Source organism: Streptomyces sp. NPDC033216, from assembly GCF_055577115.1.
Genome location: NZ_JBVIQK010000039.1, coordinates 22,236 through 42,800, shown reverse-complemented (window position 1 = coordinate 42,800; position 20,565 = coordinate 22,236). Strand labels below are relative to the sequence as shown.

At 66.8% G+C, this 20,565-nt stretch carries 14 protein-coding genes and 6 pseudogenes; 6 read left to right on the top strand and 14 right to left on the bottom strand.

The genetic code is table 11. From position 1 onward, the window contains the following. The 9 genes from ACZ5Y0_RS35120 to ACZ5Y0_RS35080 form a co-directional block, all read right to left on the bottom strand. Window positions 1–1,514, bottom strand: a 1,514-nt coding sequence (locus ACZ5Y0_RS35120) for a condensation domain-containing protein (protein ID WP_469132703.1), incomplete at its 3' end; no start/stop codon positions are given. A gap of 196 nt (window positions 1,515–1,710) precedes the next feature. Next, a complete protein-coding gene (locus ACZ5Y0_RS35115; protein WP_469132702.1) occupies window positions 1,711–2,664 on the bottom strand; it encodes an LnmK family bifunctional acyltransferase/decarboxylase in 954 nt (317 codons plus the stop codon). After that, a complete protein-coding gene (locus tag ACZ5Y0_RS35110) occupies window positions 2,661–3,782 on the bottom strand; it encodes a histidinol-phosphate transaminase (protein WP_469132701.1) in 1,122 nt (373 codons plus the stop codon). Before ACZ5Y0_RS35110 ends, ACZ5Y0_RS35115 begins: the two co-directional genes overlap by 4 nt. A gap of 129 nt (window positions 3,783–3,911) precedes the next feature. Continuing rightward, the gene (locus ACZ5Y0_RS35105) at window positions 3,912–4,142 is read right to left on the bottom strand and encodes a phosphopantetheine-binding protein (protein ID WP_469132700.1); all 231 of its coding nucleotides are present in this window, start codon (window positions 4,140–4,142) and stop codon (window positions 3,912–3,914) included. Window positions 4,143–4,183: 41 nt separating this feature from the next. Next, window positions 4,184–5,224, bottom strand: a complete 1,041-nt coding sequence (gene dmpG, locus ACZ5Y0_RS35100; protein WP_469132699.1) for a 4-hydroxy-2-oxovalerate aldolase — start codon at window positions 5,222–5,224, stop codon at window positions 4,184–4,186. Further along, on the bottom strand, window positions 5,221–6,111 hold the full coding sequence (locus tag ACZ5Y0_RS35095; protein WP_469132698.1) for an acetaldehyde dehydrogenase (acetylating): 891 nt from the start codon (window positions 6,109–6,111) through the stop codon (window positions 5,221–5,223). Before ACZ5Y0_RS35095 ends, dmpG begins: the two co-directional genes overlap by 4 nt. Next, complete coding sequence (locus ACZ5Y0_RS35090; protein WP_469132697.1) at window positions 6,108–6,953, bottom strand: 2-keto-4-pentenoate hydratase; 846 nt, start codon at window positions 6,951–6,953, stop codon at window positions 6,108–6,110. The genes ACZ5Y0_RS35095 and ACZ5Y0_RS35090 overlap by 4 nt, the downstream gene beginning before the upstream one ends. A gap of 46 nt (window positions 6,954–6,999) precedes the next feature. Then, entirely contained in the window at window positions 7,000–7,986 is a 987-nt protein-coding gene (locus ACZ5Y0_RS35085; RefSeq protein WP_469132696.1) for a class I SAM-dependent methyltransferase, read from the bottom strand. Between the two features lie 1,579 nt (window positions 7,987–9,565). Next, on the bottom strand, window positions 9,566–9,832 hold the full coding sequence (locus ACZ5Y0_RS35080) for a hypothetical protein (RefSeq protein WP_469132695.1): 267 nt from the start codon (window positions 9,830–9,832) through the stop codon (window positions 9,566–9,568). Window positions 9,833–10,370: 538 nt separating this feature from the next. Here ACZ5Y0_RS35080 and ACZ5Y0_RS35075 point away from each other — a divergent pair. Beyond that, window positions 10,371–10,762 (top strand): annotated as a pseudogene (locus ACZ5Y0_RS35075) (transposase); the annotation flags it as partial. On the opposite strand, the gene ACZ5Y0_RS35070 reads toward ACZ5Y0_RS35075, so the two are convergent. Then, window positions 10,699–11,268 (bottom strand): IS3 family transposase, encoded by a 570-nt coding sequence (locus ACZ5Y0_RS35070; protein ID WP_469132694.1) that lies wholly within the window; start codon window positions 11,266–11,268, stop codon window positions 10,699–10,701. The pseudogene ACZ5Y0_RS35075 and the gene ACZ5Y0_RS35070 overlap by 64 nt on opposite strands. 512 nt (window positions 11,269–11,780) lie before the next feature. Between ACZ5Y0_RS35070 and ACZ5Y0_RS35065 the strand changes: the two genes are divergently transcribed. Next, entirely contained in the window at window positions 11,781–12,530 is a 750-nt protein-coding gene (locus tag ACZ5Y0_RS35065) for an SDR family NAD(P)-dependent oxidoreductase (protein WP_469132693.1), read from the top strand. Window positions 12,531–12,649: 119 nt separating this feature from the next. Here ACZ5Y0_RS35065 and ACZ5Y0_RS35060 read toward each other — a convergent pair. Further along, window positions 12,650–13,290 (bottom strand): annotated as a pseudogene (locus ACZ5Y0_RS35060) (transposase); the annotation flags it as partial. Beyond that, window positions 13,230–13,526, bottom strand: a complete 297-nt coding sequence (locus ACZ5Y0_RS35055) for a group II intron maturase-specific domain-containing protein (protein ID WP_469132692.1) — start codon at window positions 13,524–13,526, stop codon at window positions 13,230–13,232. The gene ACZ5Y0_RS35055 and the pseudogene ACZ5Y0_RS35060, both read right to left, overlap by 61 nt. A 1-nt stretch (window position 13,527) precedes the next feature. Here ACZ5Y0_RS35055 and ACZ5Y0_RS35050 point away from each other — a divergent pair. From ACZ5Y0_RS35050 to ACZ5Y0_RS35040, 3 genes and pseudogenes are all read left to right on the top strand, one after another. Further along, window positions 13,528–13,695 (top strand): annotated as a pseudogene (locus tag ACZ5Y0_RS35050) (IS110 family transposase); the annotation flags it as partial. Window positions 13,696–14,331: 636 nt separating this feature from the next. After that, a complete protein-coding gene (locus ACZ5Y0_RS35045) occupies window positions 14,332–16,710 on the top strand; it encodes an AfsR/SARP family transcriptional regulator (protein WP_469132691.1) in 2,379 nt (792 codons plus the stop codon). Between the two features lie 236 nt (window positions 16,711–16,946). Then, window positions 16,947–18,136, top strand: a pseudogene (locus ACZ5Y0_RS35040) (IS110 family RNA-guided transposase). 74 nt (window positions 18,137–18,210) lie between these two features. On the opposite strand, the pseudogene ACZ5Y0_RS35035 reads toward ACZ5Y0_RS35040, so the two are convergent. Further along, a pseudogene (locus ACZ5Y0_RS35035) lies at window positions 18,211–18,525 on the bottom strand (transposase); the annotation flags it as partial. A gap of 398 nt (window positions 18,526–18,923) precedes the next feature. On the opposite strand from ACZ5Y0_RS35035, the pseudogene ACZ5Y0_RS35030 reads away from it, so the two are divergent. Then, window positions 18,924–20,158 (top strand): annotated as a pseudogene (locus ACZ5Y0_RS35030) (IS110 family RNA-guided transposase). On the opposite strand, the gene ACZ5Y0_RS35025 reads toward ACZ5Y0_RS35030, so the two are convergent. Beyond that, window positions 20,155–20,547, bottom strand: a complete 393-nt coding sequence (locus ACZ5Y0_RS35025; RefSeq protein WP_400867385.1) for a hypothetical protein — start codon at window positions 20,545–20,547, stop codon at window positions 20,155–20,157. The pseudogene ACZ5Y0_RS35030 and the gene ACZ5Y0_RS35025 sit on opposite strands and share 4 nt — an antisense overlap. Window positions 20,548–20,565 lie beyond the last annotated feature (18 nt).

Here is a 20,565-nt window from a genome sequence, read left to right as displayed (position 1 = left end):
GCCAGCCGGTTCGCCCTCGCGTCCAGCTCCGCATACGACACCCCCACATCACCACAGACCACCGCGACCGCACCCGGCGTCCGCGCCACCTGCGCTGCGAACAACGCCGACAGCGTCTCACCACGCACCGGCCCCCCACGACCACTCCACTCCCCCAACACCCGCTCACGCTCATCCCGCGCCAGCACATCGATCCCACCGAGCGTCACCTCGGGCCGGTTCGCGACCGCTCCGAGGAGGCGGGTCAGGCGTCGGGCCATCGTGCGGACTGTCTCCTCGTCGAACAGATCGGTCGCGTACTCGACCAGGCCGCTCATCCCCTGGGCGCTGCCGCTGTCGGAGTGCCTCTCGACCAGGTTGAAGAGGATGTCGAACTTGGCGACGTTCAGATCGACGTGCTCCAGCCGGCCTTCGAGGTCGCCCATGCGGACGACCGGGGCCGGCTGGTTGTTGAGGGTGACCATGGTCTGGACCAGGGGGTGGCGTGAGGGTACTCGCGCCGGGTTGAGGTGTTCCACCAGGGTCTCGAACGGTGCCTCCTGATGCGAGTACGCCTCGAGGTCGACGGCCCGTACCCGCCTGAGCAGCTCGGCGAACGTCGGGTCACCCGAGGTGTCGGTGCGCAGCACCAACGTGTTGACGAAGAAGCCCACGAGGTCCTCGAGCGCCTCCTCGCCCCGCCCGGCCACCGGCGTACCCAGCACGATGTCGTGTCCCGCGCCCAGCCGCGTGTACAACGCCGCCACAGCCGCCTGCACCACCATGAACATGCTGACCCGGTAGTCGGCGGCCAGTCGCACCAGCCCCGCGTGCACGCCGGCGTCCACCTCGAAGTACACGGTGCCGCCACGGTGCGAGGGCACCGCACGCCGGGGCCGGTCGTAAGGCAGCGCCAGTTCCTCCGGCAGCCCCTCCAGAACCCCGCGCCAGTGCCTGAGCTGACGCCCCAGCAGACTGTTCTCGTCGTCGGCCGACCCCAGCAACTCCCGCTGCCACACCGCGTAGTCGGCGTACTGGACCGGCAACGGATCCCACGCGGGCGCCACACCCTGGACCCGCGCCTCGTAAGCAGCGCCCAGATCCCGCAGCAAGGGACGCAGCGACCACCCGTCGACAACGATGTGGTGCAACAGCAGCACCAACACGCTCTCGCCGCCCGGCTCGGACAACAGCCATGCCCGCATGGGAATGTCGGTCGACAGGTCGAACACCCACCCGGAAGCGTCCCGCACCGCAGCTTCCAACTCGGCCTCGTCACCGCACTGGCGTACTTCCAGCACCGGAGAAACCGCGTCCACCTCCAGCACGCGCTGGAACGGACGCCCGTCCACCTCGAGAAAGACCGTCCGCAGACTCTCGTGCCGTGCCACCACATCGCCCAGCGCCGACTGCAGAGCCGCCGCGTCCGCCGCACTGTCCAGCCGCACCACCATGGGCGTGTTGTACAGCGCGCTGGCCCCCTCGAACTGCTCGATGAACCACAACCGCTGCTGCGCGAACGACAAGGGGATCATTTTGTTCCTCCGGCGGACGACATATGACCGCGACCACGCGATCAGGGAGCTCAACCTGGACTTTCCGCCGAGATCGATTCCAGCGAATAAAAACCTAGGCGCAGAACCACGCCGGGGCGAGGCAGTTCATCGGCAGGAACCCGGCGGAGATTCCTCGGCAGCCGTGGCACCTTTCGGTGCCTCACAGGGTTGTGGACTAGGAGCCGATCTCCAATTCGACGCTGGCGACGGCCATCAAGCGCCCCGTCGCCTTCTCACGCATGGCCATGTCCGCTATTTCGACACCCGGCCGTGCCGGACGCAGCCACCGGCGCACGGTGATGGCGAACACCGCACCGGGATCGGCGTTGCCGAAGTACCCGACCTCCTGGTCGATCACCCTGCGCCGCAGGAACTGCTCGTCGGTGCGGCCGAGCGAGCGCCACACGCGCAGCAACGCCGTGTCGAAGACGGTGAAGTAGGACGCGAAGTACATGAGTCCTGCACCATTGAGGTCGCGCACGACATCCAGCGCGTACTCGACGGTGTGCGGCTCGGCCACCTCGACGCAGCCCTGCGGGGCCGGGGGTTGGAAGGTGCCCGCGGCGCGCGCACGGCCCAGGCGCGTGCGAGGCGAGTAGGCGTTCGGGAGAGGCGGCAGTGCGGCGGCGGAGAAGTCCGTGGGGCAGACCTGCGACAGGCTCCGGTTGCTGCCGGTGCTGCTGCGAGCGATCCACCGGTTGAAGTTCGTCGCGTAGAGGCAGTCCGGGTGCCGGCGCTCGTACACCTCGAAGGGATGCAGCGGTGCGTCCTCCAGTCCCAGGCTCGCGGGTGCGAGCCGATGCAGCGTGATCACCGACCCGCTGCCGAGCTGGAACACGCGTGAGGACACCTGGATCTCGTCCCCGAAGGTCAGTGCCTGGGGGTGGACGACCGCTCCACCGTGTACGCGGAAGTGGTAGAAGGACAGGTAGGCGGGGTCACCGTCCGGTGTGCGTGCCGCATGCACGTTCATTCCGCACGCGGCCGCCACCTGCTCCCAGGTCCAATCACCGATCTGGCCGATGAGCAGGGATCCGCCGCTGCACATTCCCGGGGCGACGACCACGTGACGCGACTGGGGGCCGGTGCCGGCCGTCGGGGCGCCGGAGACCGTGTCGATGAGACTCATTTCACCGCTCTCTTTTGCGTCGGCCGAGCCAGTGCTCCGACCGGCGAGGAGGCCCTGCCGCGCCAGGCGCTCGCAGCAGAGAGGAAGTCGTCGTTGTCCCCGGCGGAACCGATCGTCACCCGGACCCCCTCGCCCGGGAACACCCGGACCGCGATGCCTCTGCCTGTGCACCAGCGGCCGAAGTCGTCCGCGTCCTCGCCCAGCGGGAGCCAGCAGAAGTTGGCCTCGCTCGCGGGGATCGCCCAACCGTCCGCCACCAGGGCCTCACGCACTCGGGTGCGTTCCGCGACCGTGGCATCGAGGCGGCTCAGTAACTCCGCCTCCCGTGCGAGAGCCGCCACAGCCGCCTCCTGCGCGACCGTGCTCACCGAGTAGGCGAGACAGGCCTTGCGCAGCGCGTCCACGACACGGGCGTCACCCATGAGGTAGCCGATCCGCAGTCCAGCGAGTCCGTAGGCCTTCGAAAAGGTGCGGAGCACCACCAGGTTCGGATGTGCGGCGCAGAGGTCCAGCGCGCTGGACGCCTTCGGTGCGCGGACGTACTCGTGGTAGGCCTCGTCGACGGCGACCAGACACGTCGGCGGGACGTCCGCCAGGAACCGTGCGAGGTCGTCACCGCCGACCACCGTCCCGGTCGGGTTGTTGGGATTGCAGACGACGACCAGCCGGGTACGTGACGTGATCTCGGCGGCCATCGCCCCCAGTTGATGGGTGCCGCTGGCCAGGGGCACCCGTACGGAGGCGAAGCCGGCCAACTCGGCCAGTACGGGATACAGTTCGAATGACGGCCAGGCGTACACCGCTTCGCTGCCCGGATCACCAGCGGCCTGGAAGAGCGTCTGCAGAAGGGCGACGGATCCGGCCCCGACGAGGATGCGGTCCTGGCTGATCCCGTGGACCCGGGCGAGCGCACGCGTCACCGCGGCGGATCCGGGGTCGGGATACCGGTTGACCGTGGCCCCTGCCCGCTCGATCGCCTCGGTGACATCCACCAAGGGTTGATGGGGGGATTCGTTCGCCGAGAGCGGAACGGTCCGTACTGATGACGCGTACAGGCCCTCCGACGGCCGGTAGGAGGCCAAGCTGTCGAGAACGGCACGTAGCCGGGGGAGAGACATCGAGCTCCATGACTGAGGAGATGGCGTCGGAGAGCGCCTGCGTTTTCCGGTGTTCGGACCTGCGGGGCAGTGCATGCGCCGGGTGGAGTCCGCGCGGTCGCCATGTGAGGCGGGCGGACTCGGGGCACTTCAGGTACGCGCCGTGCGTTCCGCCATCAGCTGCGCCACTTCGGCGAGTGTGGTCGTTTCCAGCAGTTCGTAGTCCTCGATCTCGATACCGAGCCGTTTGTTCAGTGCCTCGGCGAGTTCCAGGGCAGCGAGGGAGTCCAGCCCCACCTCCTCGCGGGTGGCGGTCGGCATGAGGTCGTCCTCGCTCACGGCGAGGTCGTCCACGAGGATGGTCCGCAATACTTCGTACACGGTGCGCCCTTCTCTAATTTCCGGCGACGGCGCTGCGGTACTCACTTCTCGCGTGCTTCCCGCAGAGTGAGGGCCACGTCCACGATGAGGTCCTCCTGGCCCGCGACGGCCTGGCGTCGGCCCAGTTCGAAGAAGACGTCGCGCGGATCGACGTTCTCGCGCCGGGAGATGTCGAGCACCCGGGCCTTGAAACCGGAGAAGACCCCGGCGAGGCCACTGACGACGGCTACGGAGTCGATGGTCGGCGGCCGCGGCATCAGCTCACGTTCTGCGATGTCCGCCGCGTCGAGCAGACCGTACAGGTCGATATCGGTCCGCCACCCCATGCGTTCCAGGACCGGTACCAGGACTTCGAGCTGGGTGTTGCCGGCGCCTGCTCCGAACCCCCTGGCACAGGCGTCCAGGATGCTGGCGCCCGCCTCGACCGCGGCGACCGAGTTCGCCACCGCCATACCGAGGTTGTTGTGGCCGTGGAACAGCACCGGCACGTCGACGGCACTGCGGATGGCAGTGATCCGTTCCGTGACGTCCGCCGGCAGGTAGTGGCCGGCGGAATCGAAGATCCCCACCGCGCCGGCTCCCCACTCCACGAGCCGGGCGCACTCATGTGCCAGCCGGTCGGGGGCGGCCATGTGGCTCATCAGCAGGACACCTTGCGCCTCGACCCCGCTGTCGCGGAGGAACCCCAGATGCCGTTCTGCCAGGTTTCCCTCGGTGCAGTGCGTTCCGATCCTGACCACGTCGACCTCGTGGGCAATGGCCTTCTTCAGGTCTTCGGTGGTGCCCCATCCAGGAAGCATGAAGACGGCCATCTTGCTGTCACGCAACGCCTCCCGCACTGTGGACAGCATGACGTCATCGCTCAGTCTCGCCTCCCCTGCCTGCAGGGACGAGGCTGCCAGCCCGTTGCCGTGACCCACCTCGACCACCGGGACGCCGGCGGCGTCCGCTGCCTCCGCGTAGGCGCGCAGTTGTTCCACGCCCAGTTGGTGGCGGACGGCGTGATGGCCGTCGCGCAGGGACGGGTCGTGGATGAGAACGTGCTTCGGCTTGTTCTGCTCCTCATGCTTCGGTCGGCTCATGGCGTCTTCCTGCCTGCGCTCACTAGGCTGCCGGCGTACCGCTCGGCGACATTGATTCCGGCGGAGTTGATGATGTCGAGATTTCCGGCGTACGAGGGGATGCGGTCACCGGACGAGGTGACTTCCACGGCGACGAAGGCTCTGCCTTCGTCCACGGTGAACGCCGTCAAGCGGCAGCCTCCCGCGAAGGCCCGCACCTGTTCCAGGGCGGCCTCCACCACCGGGCGCACCGATTCCGCGTTCAGTCCCTCACCGAGCAGCGACATGGCACTCCTGAAAACCGCCGGAGGTCTCGCCGGGCTGATGTTCAGGATCGCCTTGACGTCCTTGACGTCGGTGAAGCTGCGCACCGCATCCGTCGTGGTCTCGACGTACTCGTCGAGGTTCAGGCGCGTGGACCTGCCGACGCTCAGGCTGGCCGCGGTACTCACGACCTCGATGCGGTCGATCCGGTGCGTCCGTGCGATGGCGTGCAGAACGGGTACCGACGCCTGCCCGCCGCAACTGATCATGTTGACGTCGTCGTGCTCCAGGACGTCGGCCCCGTTGACGGTCGGCACCACCATCCGGCCGACTCTGCTCGGTGTCAGGTCCACGAGTTTGATGTTCAAGGGCTTGAGGAGTTCGGCGTGTTCGGGGTGCGCGGTGGCGTTGGTGGCGTCGAACACGATGTCGAACGAGTCAGGCGCCTCGACGATGGAGCGGATGCCCTGCGCGGACACCGGAAGGCCCAGCGCGGCCGCCTGGCGCAATCCCGGTGTCCTCTCGTCCCGCCCTACGACCAGTCCGCAGTCCAGAAGTTCCGACCGCATGATCTTCGTAGCGAGGTCGACTCCGATGAGGCCGGCCCCGAGCACCGCCGCAGTCAGCCGTCCTTGCCTCTTCATGATTGTTTTCGCCCTTCTTTGAGCAAGATCGTTTGCCGGCCGGGCGGCAGGACACCGTCGACGTGGAGCGTGACGGGACCCAGCCGGTCGAACTCCGCGACGAAGGTGTCACCCGAGCTCATCGGCACCGCGGCATGAAGAGCGCCTGTCATGACCAGTTGGCCGGCCTCCAGCGTCACGCCCTGTTTCCCGAGAGTGTTCGCAAGCCACACCAGGACGTTCACCGGGTCGCCCAGTGCTGCGGCTCCGGCTCCGGTGGCCACGAGGTCACCGTTCCGGGAGAAGGCCATGCCGGTCAGCCGGAAGTCGAAGTCCGGTTCCAGCGCCACCGGTTCGGACAGCACGACCGCCCCGTTCGACGCCAGGTCGGCGATGGTGTCGGCGATCCGGATGCGCCAGCCCTCGATCCGCGAATCGACGATCTCCAGTCCCGCCATGGCTTCGGCGATGGCCTCGCGAGCGGTGGCCATCGTGATGCCGGGGCCGTGCAGCGGCTTCCCCAGGCGGAAGACGATCTCCGCCTCGACCTTCGGTGAGATGAACGCGGAGTTCGGTACGGTCGCCCCGTCGGAGTAGACGGTCGAGGCGAGCACCGGTCCGTAGTCCGGCGTCCGCATCCCGAGCATCTCCTGCATCGGGACGGACGTCAGCCCGGCTTTGTACCCGACGACGGTGTCTCCGTCCGCAAGGAGCATGTCGACCAGCTCCCGCTGGATGGCGTACCCGTCCTGTTCGCCCAGTGTGGCGTCCGAGTCGGTGAACGGTGCGATGGGTGCGCCTTTCGCCCGCGCTTCGTAGAGGGCCCTGGCCCTGCTGCTGGTGTCATCGAGTGAAGACTTCATGCTTCTCCTGTCCAGGCCGTCCGCTCGCTGTCCCGGCCCCCAGCCGTTACCCCTGCGCCAGGAACACACGGCTCCCCGGCATGGGCAGCGGCGTGCTGCTCACCTCGGAGAAGCCGGCACGCCGGAACGCCGTGTGCCAAACCTCCTCGGACGGCAGCCGGACGCCCATCGAGCTACGGTGCAGGTAAGTGAAGAGCGCGCTGAAGGCACGCTCCCGGTCTCCGGGGGCGTACGGCACCGCGTCGGTCACCACGAGGCACCCACCGTCCGCCATCGACGTGCGGCAGGCGCGCAGAACGGCGTCGAGGACCTCGGGCCGGCTCACCACGTCATGCATGACGAACCCCGCATGCACCACGTCCGCGCCCCGGACCGGAGAGGTGTCCTCGACAAGTGACTCGATCGGCCGGTTGACCACCTCCAGGCGGTCGCCCACCTGGGCCCGCCGCGCGGCGTGCTCCGCTTCCTCGCAGGCAGCCGCACTCAGGTCCAGAGCCAGACCGGTGCTGTCCGCAAGGGTGGTCAGCAGCTGGATCAGCAGCCCGCCGGCCCCCGCGCCGAGGTCGACGATGCGCCGCGGCTTACGACTTGCGATCTCCGAGATCACACCCGGATAGAAGCCGGACGAACCGATCCAGCGGGAGGAGACCGCCACCTTGTGACCGTCCCTTCCGTACTTCTCACCCGCGGTGACGGGATCCCGCAGGAATTCCGCCGCGTGATCGATGTAGGGCCGGTTCGCGTTCAGCGCCCATGACAGGTATCCGGCCGCATACCGGCGATCGGCCATGTCACGGCAAGGTACGAAGTGCTCCTCGCCCTGTCCTGGTTCCACCAGACCCGCTCGCAGCAGAGCCTCGACGAAGTCGGCGACCGCGGACCCGGTCACACCGGCGGCTGCTGCCGCCTCTGCGAGCGTGAAGGGTGCCGGACGGTCCAGCAGAGCGGAAAGGCCGATGTTGTCGGACATCTCGAGAAGGGCTGCGTCCGCCGCTAGGTCGGCTGCCGTTTCCCTGTTGTGGGTCCTGCTCATGCGTCGCTCCCGTGATGGAGGAGATGCTGTCTCGAAGGGGGGCGTGTGCCCCCATGGCAAGGAGCCGGGCCGGACTCGCCTGATCCGGTGATGGTCTTCCCGTGCGCACTCGATGAGTGTGTCGACGGGGATGTCCCTTCCGGCACTCAGTGGGCGACTCTGCCCCTGCGCAATGATGGGATGCTGCCGTTTTGGGAGACATCAGCAAACACCGCCGTTACACGTGTTCACCAGAGCCGGCGGTCGCGTCGCACCGGGCGTCGGAGCAATGTATGAGCGTACTGAGTGGCCCCGGACAACCCGATGGGGAACAGGCGGGCGCGCTCCGCGCACCGTCCGGCGGCGGTCCGACCGCATGGGCCGCAGACGACGTCGTTCCACATCGGGAAGCGCCTGACATCTCGAGGCGCGCAGCCGCCTGTTCGTGAGGCCGTGCCGGATGCCCTTCGGTACATGGCTGAGTCACCCGCCACAGTGGTGCTGGCGTGGTCACCGTCGAGTGCCGGTCCTGTCGTCAGGCATCGCGCCGGTGCCGTCTTGTTGGGAGGGTAGCCGGTCCCGGCGGGCGGGCCCGATGCCCCGACGTGGCTCGGAGCAGCGAACTCCTCGTGGTGGCATCTCCTCACGGGTGCCGCTGCGCGGGACCGGTGTTCACCCCGCACGTGTCACGTCGAGACACCCGAGCGCTCACATGGAGATACGCCGCACAGGTGTCTCCAGGCGTGGCACGCTGGACAGAACCGAGGTTCCGTCCAGTCCCCGGACTGTGGAGGCGGCACGGTGGCCTCGCGGGCCGGACACGTCGACGAAGTCCTGGTCACCGATCGGCTGCCCCCCGTATCTGCCGCCCCAGGAAGTGTCCTCACACCGCATCAGGAGGCCGTCCGCAGCGGCTGCGACCTGCTCCGGCTGACCGAGTTCGGCATCGAGGGCGTAACCCAGCGAACCGGCGGTGAGCAGTGCGGCGACTGCCGCGCAGAATCCCACCTGTTGAACGCGGGGAAGTGGACGCTTCATTATCGTGGCCTCACTGTTGCATGTTTCGTCATGCGTGATTCGGGATATCCGGACGGCGTCCAGGATGGGTCGTCGAGAAGTGTCACGGCGACAGGGACGGCACCTCACCAAAGCGCCTGACAGCAGGACGACAAGAGGAAAACAGTGCGGAATTACGCGTGAGCCGCGTGATCAACCACATTTCGACCATGGTTTCCGGTGGACCCCGCCCGGGGTGGCACACGTCCGGCAGCCGGGAGGGGCTGCGGCCGGCCCGTGCCTTCGGTGAACAGACGCTATTCCCCCGATTTTGCCGGCGAATAACGCGGCACTCCATTTACTTACCGGAACAAACAGCATCACAGTGGCCATGCTGTACGTTCGAAATCCCGAGCCGACGTCCGGCACCGGTACTCGTGTGACGGCGAGCGCCACCGCACAACCAGCGGATACGTGGGTTGCTCAGGGTCTCCCCACGCCCTCACGGTGGCGCTGCGCCGTCCTGCTGTGCCGCTACTGGCGGCCCGCCTGATCCCATTCACGTCCTCGGCCGGGGCCTCGGACCATCAGTCAGGGACCGACGTCAGACAGCCTTACGGAACCACAGGTTCACGTAGTTGGGTTCGGCGCAGTAGTAGTACTGGCCCTTGGCATCGGGGTAGTTCCCCGCAAGATTGAGCGACTCTTCCGCTTCGAGGCAGTCCAGTGCGTTGGTGTACTGGTGGATGAGCTGATTCTGGTACCCCCACTGAGGAGAGGCAGCGGCTGCCGAAGCCTGAGGGGTGGCCAGGAGGGCGACGCCGAAGGCCACGCTCGCCAGGGACACCATCTGCTTGGTCATTCTCTTCATGTGAACCTCATCGAGTAGTCTGGTTTTCGAGAATTGATCGATCGCCTCAGATGCGGCGACCCGACGGGGCAGCACCATATTGCCGCAGCGAATCGACGTTGCAACCCGTCGCCACCATGAAGGTAGAGAAATTTGATTTCCGCGTCAATCTCCATGGATGGTATGCGGAAATCAAAGAGCCGCCGGACACATGACGTCTGAGCCGCTACCGAGAGCGTACCCACGTCCTCATATACGTTGCATAGACGCCTGATCGACAATTACTAGTACTCCAGCTGTAGAGCGTGATCAGGCTCGTCTTCGCCTGATCTGCGGTGCTGCTCCATGCCCCTGCACACTCGCCAAGCGGCGGTGTGTGGTGCTGGTCTTGCCGATGTCGATGAATTGTCCCGGTTCTACCAGTCACTTCTCGGGCGGTGTGCCGAACCAGCCACATCCGCGTGGTCGCTCGGCGACGGCTGGGCGACGATCAACGACGGTGAGCTGGTGCCGGCCTTCCAGCGGGTGGAAGAGCATCGGCCACCGCGGGGAGGTGGCCATGGGCCCGATCGCGGGCCGGTTCGCCCGGTACGGACTCCGCCGGCGGGCCGTCCTGCTGTCGGACCTGCCGCGCAGGAATCGCTGGATGACCGCCGTGCGGGCCGGGGAAGCCGGCCGGCACCGCATGCAGCACCCGCTGTCCCGGGCCTCCCGGGGCCCCGACGCGGTCCGTGACGACGTGCGCGAATACGTCGTCGAGCACCTCAACGACGAGTCCGCGGTGCTGGTCGGCGTCGTGAAGAAGGGCACTCACACCGTAGGGGTCCAGCGCCAGTACACCGGCACCGCCGGCGGGATCGGGAACTCCCGGGGTCGGTCTGCCTCGTCTACGCCGGCGAGCGCGGACACGCGGCGGTGGCCCAGGAGCTGTCCATCCCGCACTCCCGGACGAGTGCTGAACGATCAAGATGGGACTCTACGAAACTGAATTCGGGGCAGCTCACCCGATGGAGAACGCGTCGCGGATCGCGGACGGCCGACGTGTGCCCTCCATCGTCGCGATCATGGTCGGGGGGTCGGTGACCCACAACCGGTTCGGCACGTTCGCGGTGAAGTCGCGTCGTACCAGTCCAGGGCCGGATCCGTGTCCGGGTCACGTCGGGTGAAACCCCTGCCCGCCGGGGGCTGATCCCGGCAAGGCCGGCCTGGCGCATGAGCCGTTCACCGCGTTCGCGGCCGACGCGGACGCCTTCACGCTGGAGGACGGCGTGCACGCGGGGTGCGCCGTAGGTCCCCTCCGGAGTCGGCGTGGACCTGCCGGATCTTTCCTGTGAGCTCGGCGTCCCGGCGGCGTCGCTCGCATGGCCTCCTTCCCGGCCTGGCGCCCTCGGCAACAGGTGGAGGAGGGGATGGAAAGTTTCCGGAGTGCCGGCTCGCCCCCAGGTGCGGGTGCGCACGACGGGCGCGGTCGCCTGGGCCGGGTCGGGCCGAGGTGGCCCGCGAAAAAAGGCCGAGACCGCCCGCAAGACCTCGTTCGCCCGCTCAAGCGGGGCCGAAACCCACTGGTGGCTGGGAACCAGCTCACGCTGTCAGGCCACCTGGAAGGTCCGGAACCCGCGGGCTACCCTGCCGCTAGGAGCTCAACCACCAGCCGGTTCCTCGGGTTTCCCTCCAGGAATCCACAAACCCGTCAGCTTGGCGCCGTGCCGACTTCGACTTCGACTTCGACTTCGACTTCGACTTCGACTTCGACTGGATGGTGCGGCTCGGGTGGATCAGCTCGCCGCAGCCGATCGAGGTCCGTTTCGCCGTGATGCCGGGTTGACAGGTTTCACCCTGGGACACTGGTACTTGACTCTACAACTAGTCATGGCATGATCATGCGCCTGAACAACGCGTTTGGTCAGCGCTCAGGGACGGCGGCGCTCTCTTGCTGCCGCCGCCACACCACCCGGGGAAAGAGAACCTGATGAACGCTCAGTCCGACTCAACTCGTGTCGCGCTGGTCACTGGAGGATCCCGCGGCATCGGCGCGGGAATCGTGCGCAGGCTCGCGAAGGAGGGCGTGCACGTCGCCTTCACCTACATCTCCTCCGAGCAGCGGGCCAAGGAGCTGGCCGAGGAGGTGAGCGCGGAGACCGGCGTGCGCGTGGAGGCGCTGCGCGTCGACGCCGCCAACGGAGAAGAGATGGCTCGCGCGGTCGACCACACCGCTGAACAGTTCGGTCGCCTCGACATCCTGGTGAGCAACGCGGGCATCTCCGTCACCGGGTTGCTACAGGATCCCGAGCGTGACGGGGACACGGTGGTGACGCGGCAATTCAACACCAACCTGCATGGAGCGGTGGCCGCGGCCCGGGCCGCCGCGTCCCACCTCACCGAGGGCGGCCGGATCATCATGATCAGCTCTGTGGGAGCGGCCCGCAGCTTCGGCTATCCGGCCGGCGACTACGCCGCGTCCAAGGCCGGGCTGGAGGCCTACGGCCGCGCATGGGCCCACGAGTTCGGACCGCGGGGGATCACCGTCAACAGCGTTCAGCCTGGCCTGGTCGACACGGACATGATGGAAGCGGACACCGGCGACATCGCGGCCGCCATCCCGGCGCGCCGAGTCGGGCGCCCGGAGGACATCGCCGCCGCGGTCGCATTCCTCGCGGGTCCCGACGCGAGCTACGTCAACGGAACCACCATCGTCGTCGACGGCGGCCTGTCCGCCTGACCCTCAAACCGGCCCGGCGGGAGCATAGGTCCGGGCGTTGCCGTCCCTGACGGGAAGAGAACCCGCCCCATACTCCCGCCGACGCCAGGGTATGCGCCTACGCCAATGCACTGCCAGCGGGGCCAGTGCCGGGCCAGGCGGAGGATGCGGCGCCGTCCGGTGGTGACCAGCTGGGCGGCGGCAGAGAACAGCCGCAGGCGGCGGGGCCCCCACAGCCGGGCGAACCCCGCATTGCCGGCATCGGCATCCACATCAGCAGGTCCAGTGCGATCTGGACGATCTCCAGCCAGACCTGGTTCTGCGCGACACCGTTCAGCGCCAGATTGCGCAGGCCGGTGGCTCGGGCGGCCCGGAACCGGTCCTCGGTCCTGGCCCGTTGATGGTGCCGCAGCTCCAGCGCAGTGATCGCCGTGTCCTTGGTGTTGGTGGCGAACGCCGTCAGACGCATGCCGTCGGCACCGGTGAACCGCAGTTGGGCGCCGCGGTGGTTCAGTCGGCCCGCAGCGCGGTGCCGGTGTCGCCACCGGTCCGTTTCTGCGGGCCGCTCGCGGAACCCGGCGTGCACGTTTCCACGCACCGGGCTCTCCGCGGTCTCTGCCGTCAGGCGTGGTTGGCCAGGGCCCAGGGATTTGCGATCTTGTTGCCGCGGTACCGGTATCGCTCGGTTGGCACCCGGCCGAGGCTGAACAGTTCGCCCCCTTACATCCGCCACCGGCCGGTGTGGTCGGTGAGGTGCCTTCGCGGATCGGTCCAGCTCCATCGGTGCAGCCGCATCCACCACCGGTCAACTCGCCGCCAGACGAAAAGGGCGAGGGCTTGCATGGTGCTCTTGGCGACTGCGTATCTGAAGTAGTGGGACCAGCCGTGCATGATCCGGTTGAGCCGTCTCAGCACGTCCCTGGGTGGTTGTTGCGACAACCTGTGTGTCAGGGCACGAATCTTGCCTTCAAGGACCGGACTTGCCCCCGCGGTCGTCACGGACGCTGCCCGCACCATTCCTTCACTGGAGCGCATACTCGGCCCGCGACCGGACCACCGGACCGGCACGTGGCTCCTGGAGCGCTACGGACCCGGCCGCCCTACCCGAGGCCGGCCGGCGCAGACGCGTCGAACTCATCGCCCCAAAGCCCCACGGACGGCAAGGAAGCCGATCACCGAAGCCTTCGGCAGGCACGGAGAGTGTGTCTTCCGAGTCGCCGGGGCAACCTCTCAACGAGCCCAGAGCTCCGATCCCCCGTTGCGATCGAGATCTCACGGGGTCTGCCGGTGGCCTGCCCGCGAGCCGCTGGCCGTCCCGTTCAATGCCGGGCCTCACGTTCCGGGGGCAGTCGATCCGTTCCCCGGCTCGAGGGGCGCCTCTTCCTCTCCTCCAAAGCGTGAACTCTTCACCTGCGTCATTACGTTTAGGAATCGGAGCGTGGTGGAGTCATCCATCCCGCCGCTGGACAGCAGAACAAGGCAGAGAATCACCCAAACCGGCCAAAGGTCTCATCGAGTAACTTAAGCGATACCTGTACATCCCCGCCCCGCCCTGCGTGTAGGCGCGTGCCTACGAGGAGCCGACCGCATGCTTGACCCGTCACCACATGTTCCGGTACTTCGGTTTGACATACTAGGTGAATTCAAAATATATCGGGACAATGAACCCTTCCGGGTGGGCAGTCCGCAACAGCAGGCAATGCTCGCCGTACTGCTCTTGAGCAGGGGCCACACAGCCACAGCAGCCGACATCTCCGAAGGGTTATGGGGCCCGCACGCACCGCGATCGGCCATCACGACAATTCGGACATATGCCTGGCGATTGCGGAAGATCGTAGAGAGTGACCGGACCACGCCGCGCGTGCTGCTGTCGTTGGGTGACGGTTATCGGCTCGACCTGGACGGATGCAGCGGTGACTTCCTGCGGGCTGAGAATTTGGCGCAAGAGGCGAAGCAGTTGCGGCGGGTCGGCAACTTGGAGGGCGGCCTGCGTCATCTGGAGAACGCACTGTCACTGTGGCGCGGGACACCGCTGACAGCAGTTCCCGGCCCCTTCGCCGAGCGGGAGCGGAAACGTTTCGCCGAGCTGTGGCTGCGTCTCCAGGAAGAGCGGATCGACACCGCGTTGGCCATGGGCCGTGCCGATGACTACACAGCGGAGCTCGTGTCGCTGGTCCAGACACATCCCATGCGCGAACGGCTTGTCGGCTTGCTGATGCGGGCTCACTGCCAGAGCGCGCGCCAAGCAGAAGCGCTGGCGGTCTACCGCCGGACCCGACGCCTGCTCGTCGACGAGCTAGGCGTCGAGCCCGGGTCTGAACTGACGGCACTGCACGAAGCCGTCCTGCACGGCAGCTTGGACCAGATGCCCGTTGGACAGCAACAACCCCTCACGAAGCACTCGGCGCAGAGCCTGCCTCTGACCTCGCCTGAGGGGGCTTCGGACAACGCATTCCCGGCGGACGTCTCGCCCCCGCCCACCGGTGGAGGTGAGGTGACGTCGCCTCCGGTTCAGTCGTCGATCCCCGCTTCTCACCAGGCCTTGAGTCTTGCACCGGCTCAGCTCCCGCCGGCGCCAGCGGATTTCACGGGCCGAGCGGACAGCGCTGCAGCGCTGTCCGCGGCACTCGACACACAGACCAGGTCCAGCCTCCCGGTGGTGACGTTGATCGGCATGGGGGGCGCGGGCAAGACAAGCCTGGCTCTTCATGTTGCTCATCAAGTGCGGGCCTCCTACCCCGATGGTCAGCTGTACGCAGATCTGCGGGGGGTCGGCGAGCCAGCAACACCGGCAACGATCCTCGCACGTTTCCTGATTGCTCTAGGGCTCGCTCCGACGGCGATTCCCGAGGGAGTCGAGGCCCGAGCAGCGAAGTTCCGTAGCGTGACGGACCGTCGCCGTATCCTGGTCGTTCTGGACGACGCCGGTGACGCCGATCAGGTGCTCCCTCTTTTGCCCGGGGCAGCAACATGTGGCGTACTCATCACCAGCCGCACCAGACTGGCCGGTCTTCCAGCAGCCCTACAGGCCGAAGTGTCGCCCTTGTCCACCGAGGAGGCCCTTGACCTCCTGGCCGTGATGATCGGCGCTACCCGGTTGGAAGCGGAACGCGATAGCGCGGTGACTCTCGTCTCCCAGTGTTTCTTCCTCCCCCTGGCCATACGCATCGTGGCCACCCGGTTGGCCGCGAGACCACGGTGGTCGATCGATTCGATGGTCCAGCGGCTCGCTGACGAGCACCGTCGCTTCGATGAATTCAGGGTCGGAAAACTGACCCTCGACACGGTCTTCGAAGCGGGCTGCCGACGATTGTCCGATGAGCAGAGACTAGTGCTGAGAATGCTTGCCGCAGTGAGGACGCCCACCCTTTCCCTGAAGGCGACTGCCGCGTTGCTGGGATCAGACGAGCCACAAATAGAAAGGACGCTCGAACATTTCGTCGACATCGGACTGGTCGAGTCTCCAGCGCCAGGGGTGTACCGTCTGCATGAAATAACGCGCGCTTTCTTCCTTCGGGAAACCCCGGAAGACGTCCTGCCTCTGCTGCACCCTCTCATGGAATTCCAACTGGCCTCGGCCATTTCAGCGTTTGAGTGCGCGGTCCCCGGAAATCCAGTGCGGGAAGTCCTTCAGGGAGGGATGGGCAGCGGAATCAACTTCTCATCGGCCGCCAGAGCACGGGAGTGGGCCATTGCGGAAGGTGAGAGCGCCCTCATGCTGTGCAGTCAGATAGCCAGCGTGATCCTGTCCCGATCAGCAGACACGGGGGACCGTGACAGCCAAGGACGTGACCTGCTGCGCTCGGCCACCTCTCTGCTGCTCGCTCTCAGCCCGTTCCGAAGGGACCTCCATTTCTGTGATTGGGCTGGTGTTTCCAGGCTCCTCTCCTCCGCCGCTTTGCACTACGGCGATCCGAGAAGTGAGGCTAGCGCGCACTTCTTCAGCGCGAATTCCGCGCCGGCAGCCGGTCGGCTACGGGAAGCCGAGAACGATGCCTTGCTTGCCATTCGGCAGTGCGAACTGACCGACGACGTTTTCATCCGAGGACAAGCGCTGAACGGTCTGGGGCACGTACGGCAGCTGCCAGGGACGTTACGAGGAAGCGTTGGATTGCTTCGAAAGGAGGGCCGGCCGCTGCACGCGACTGCGCCGCCGTCCACGGGCACGGCGTCCTCGCAGCCACCGCCGACTACAGGCTAAGGACTGTCCTACCTTCCATACGTGGGTCTGCTCTGGTCGTTCGTAAGATCGGAGGGCCCGGGGGCCTAGGGTATGGCTGTAAAGGTTGAGCCGCTGGATGGCTTACGGGACTTGGCCGTTCGGAGCCCCGCGACGACTCGACCGCTGATTCGGAGACGCGACTCGATCGCTGCTGTAGGACAACGCCGGCGAGGTCGTCTGCGGGATCGATATGGGCCGAGCTGAAGGAGGCGAACGTGCCCGAGATCTGGGTCGGGGTGGACATCGGCAAGACCCATCACCCGCCGTGGTGATCAACGCGGAGGGCGAGCTTTTGCTCTCGCGCCGGGTCCAGAACGACGAGGCTGAACTGCTGGCACTGCTCGGCGACGTGCTCGCAATATCCGACAATGTGCTGTGGGCCGTCGACCTCAACCATGGTGGTGCTGCCCTTCTGATCGGCCTGCTCACTGCCCACGATCAGCCTGTCGCCTATCTCACCGGCCTGGCAGTGCACCGCGCCTCGGCTACCTATCGAGGTGAAGGAAAGACCGATGCGAAGGACGCCTTCGTCATCGCCGACCAGGCCCGCATCCGCCGGGATCTGGGGTTGCTCAGACCCGGTGACGAGATCGCCGTCGACCTGCGCACCCTGACGACTCGGCGCCCGGACCTCGTCTTCGACCGCACCCGGCAGATCAACCGTCTGCGGGCTCAGTTGCTGGAGATATTCCCGGCCTTGGAGCGGTCGCTGGACTTGACCAACAAGGGCCCGGTCATGCTCCTGACCGGCTACCAGACTCCGGCAGCGATCCGCCGTACAGGTGCGAGACGAATCGAGACCTGGCTGAAGAACCGCAAGGTGAAAGGCGCCGCTGCACTCGCCCACACCGCAGTGGAGGCCGCCCAGGGCCAGCACACCGCGCTGCCCGGAGAACAGCTGGCCGCGGCCATGGTCGTCCGCCTCGCGAAGGGGGTGATGGCCCTTGATGAGGAGATCGCGGAACTCGACGCTCTCATCGAGGCCCGTTTTCGCGAACATCCGCACGCCGAGGTGATCCGCAGTCTTCCAGGCATGGGCGCCAGGCTCGGCTCTGAGTTCATCGCGGCCACGGGCGGCGACATGGACGCCTTTGGCAGTGCTGACCGCCTGGACGGCTTCGCCGGCCCAGCCCCGCAGCCCCATGACTCGGGCCGCGTCAGCGGCAACCTTCGCAGGCCCCGCCGCTATCACCGCGGTCTGCTGCGGACCATGTATCTGTCGGCGCTGGCCAGCCTCAAGTCGTGTCCCGCTTCCAAGGCGTACTACCAACGAAAGCGTGGTGAGGGAAAGGGACACAAGCAGGCTCTCCTTGCTCTCGCCCGCCGACGAATCAACGTCTTGTGGGCGATGATCCGTGACAGAGAGTGCTATCACGCTTCGCTCTCTGCCCCAGTCGCCGCTTGACATCAGCATTGGGAAGTCCCGTAAAGATCTCGAAGTCGCCTCGGGCATGGTGGGCCGCCGTGCGGCCCGCTTACCTATCCGGCGAGAGCAAGGTTGTGTATCCGGGCGATGCCGAGCATGGCGTGGTGGACGCCGTCGCCTTTGAGGCGACAGTCGCGAAGGATCTTCCATGTCTTTATACGCCGCGCTGTCGGCGGTGCGGGATGACGAGTCCGGTGCCTGGGTAGCCGCCGTCGGCGATCGTGACAGTGTTACACGGCGGCCCTGGCGCCGGACTCCTCCCACGCCTTGCAGTCGTTGCGGTTCCCGGCGAGCGGCCGGCCGACCATCACGATCAGCCGGGTGTCGGCGTCGATGACGACCTGGTGGTTTGTGGAGTACCGGTAGTTCTAATAGCTCATCGGTGAGCCCGAGCACGGCAGTGCAAGGGCCCCGATGCGAGGTGGACGCCTGCCGCCGTTCTGGGGCTTTGATCCCTGTGTTCAGACCGGCTCTGCCTCGCCCGCGCCCTGCCGGGCGGAGACCTTCGGTAGTTCCGGGACCTGGATCTCTCGTCAAAGACCGGTCCTGCCCGGCAGGAGCTCGGATCCCAGGTTTCATGTCCTCAGCCCGCCGACAGGGGCCACCTCTCAGCAGTTCGTGAGCCATGAGCTCTCCAGCAGACCGAGGTCCCTGTCGGTCGCTGGAGACACGAACGGCTCATGAGATGGCGTGCCTCGAGCACTTCTATTAGAGCGCCGCGTGCTCCGCACGGGCCCAACCTGCAGATTCATACGGAGGCACAGGGTTGAACAAGATCTTCTGCGGCATCGACTGGGCGGAAGGGCACCACGACATAGCCCTGGTCGACCAGGACGGACCCAAGTTGCAAAGCTACGGATCAGCGACGACAGCGCCGGCTTCCACGCGCTGATGGAACTTCTGACCCAGCACGGTGACAGTGCAGCAGAACCGATCCCGGTCGCCATCGAGACGCCACGCGGGCTTCTCGTCGCCTCCTTGCGGGCCACCGGCCGTCAGATCTACGCAATCAATCCATTGGCCGCGGCCCGATATCGCGACCGTGCCAGCGTCTCCCGAGCCAAGTCCGACGCAGCGGACGCCCGGGTTTTGGCCAACATCCTCCGGACCGACCGGCATGCCCACCGGCCTCTGCCCGACGACAGCGAGGCGGGGCAGGCCGTCGCCGTCCTGGCCCGCGCTCACCAGGACGCCATCTGGGACCGGCAGCAGATGATCAACCGGCTTCGGTCACACCTGCGTGAGTACTATCCAGCCGCCCTCACCGCCTTTCACGGCGCTGGAAAACCCGGACTCGACTCGCCGCGTGCCCGCGTGATCCTGACTGCCGCACCCACGCCGGCCGACGCCGCCAAGCTCACCCGCAGCCAGCTGCGCGCGCTACTCAAGCGCGGTGAACGTCCACGTTGTGGGATCGAAGCCGAGGTCGAGCGACTTCGGGCAGTCTTTCGCGCGGACTCCCTGCGGCAGCTGCCGCAGGTCGAACAGGCTTTGGGACAGCAGGCAGTGGCGCTCATCCGACAGGTCGACGCCGCTTGCGTCAGCGTGGCCCAGTTGGCGGTGGCCACGGAAGAGGCATTCCTCGCGCACCCGGATGCCGAGATCATCACCAGTTTCCCAGGGCTCTCCGTGCTCTCTGGAGCACGCGTCCTCGCCGAGATCGGAGACGACCGCGAACGCTTCGCGGACGCCAGAGCCATGAAGGCATACGCCGGCGCGGCCCCTGTCACGCGGGCTTCCGGCCGCAGCCACGTGGTTGTGGCCCGGACCGTCAAGAACCAGCGACTAGCCTCAGCCGGGCACATGTGGGCTTTCGCAGCCCTGCGCACGCAGGCTCCACGCGCCCACTATGACCGCCGGCGCGCTGGTGGGGAACGCCATACCGCAGCTCTCAGGAACCTGTTCAACAAGCTACTCGGCTGCCTGTACCACTGCTTGCAGAACCACATGACCTACGACCCTGAACAGGCCTTCGCTGCACCCGTCGGGCTCGCTGCCTAGAGCTTCGGGCCCACGAAAATGTCGACTGCGGCCGCGCTCCAGCCGGGCTCGTTCACTGAGACACGGATTCGCCGCCTACCCGCTTCGCCGATGAGGCTCACGAAGCGCGTCACCCCCATGACGTCACCGATGACCAGCCGTCCGTCAGCCAACGACATCGGCCCCTCGAAGACAGTCGTGAAGGAAGGATCCGGCCCCAGCCCCTCGTCGAGCGGCTCGGTGAAGAGCCGGACCTTGATGAGTCGAACCTGAGCCTGAACCCGGACCACCACATGGGTGTCGCATCCGACCGCGGCCTCGCCTCCCAGCTCCAACACCGGCAGCCAGTCGGTCGACCCCAGCGCCAGAACCGGGTGGTTCACCCGAAACTCAACGCCAGCGACCTGCATGTTCGGTCCTCTCTGATT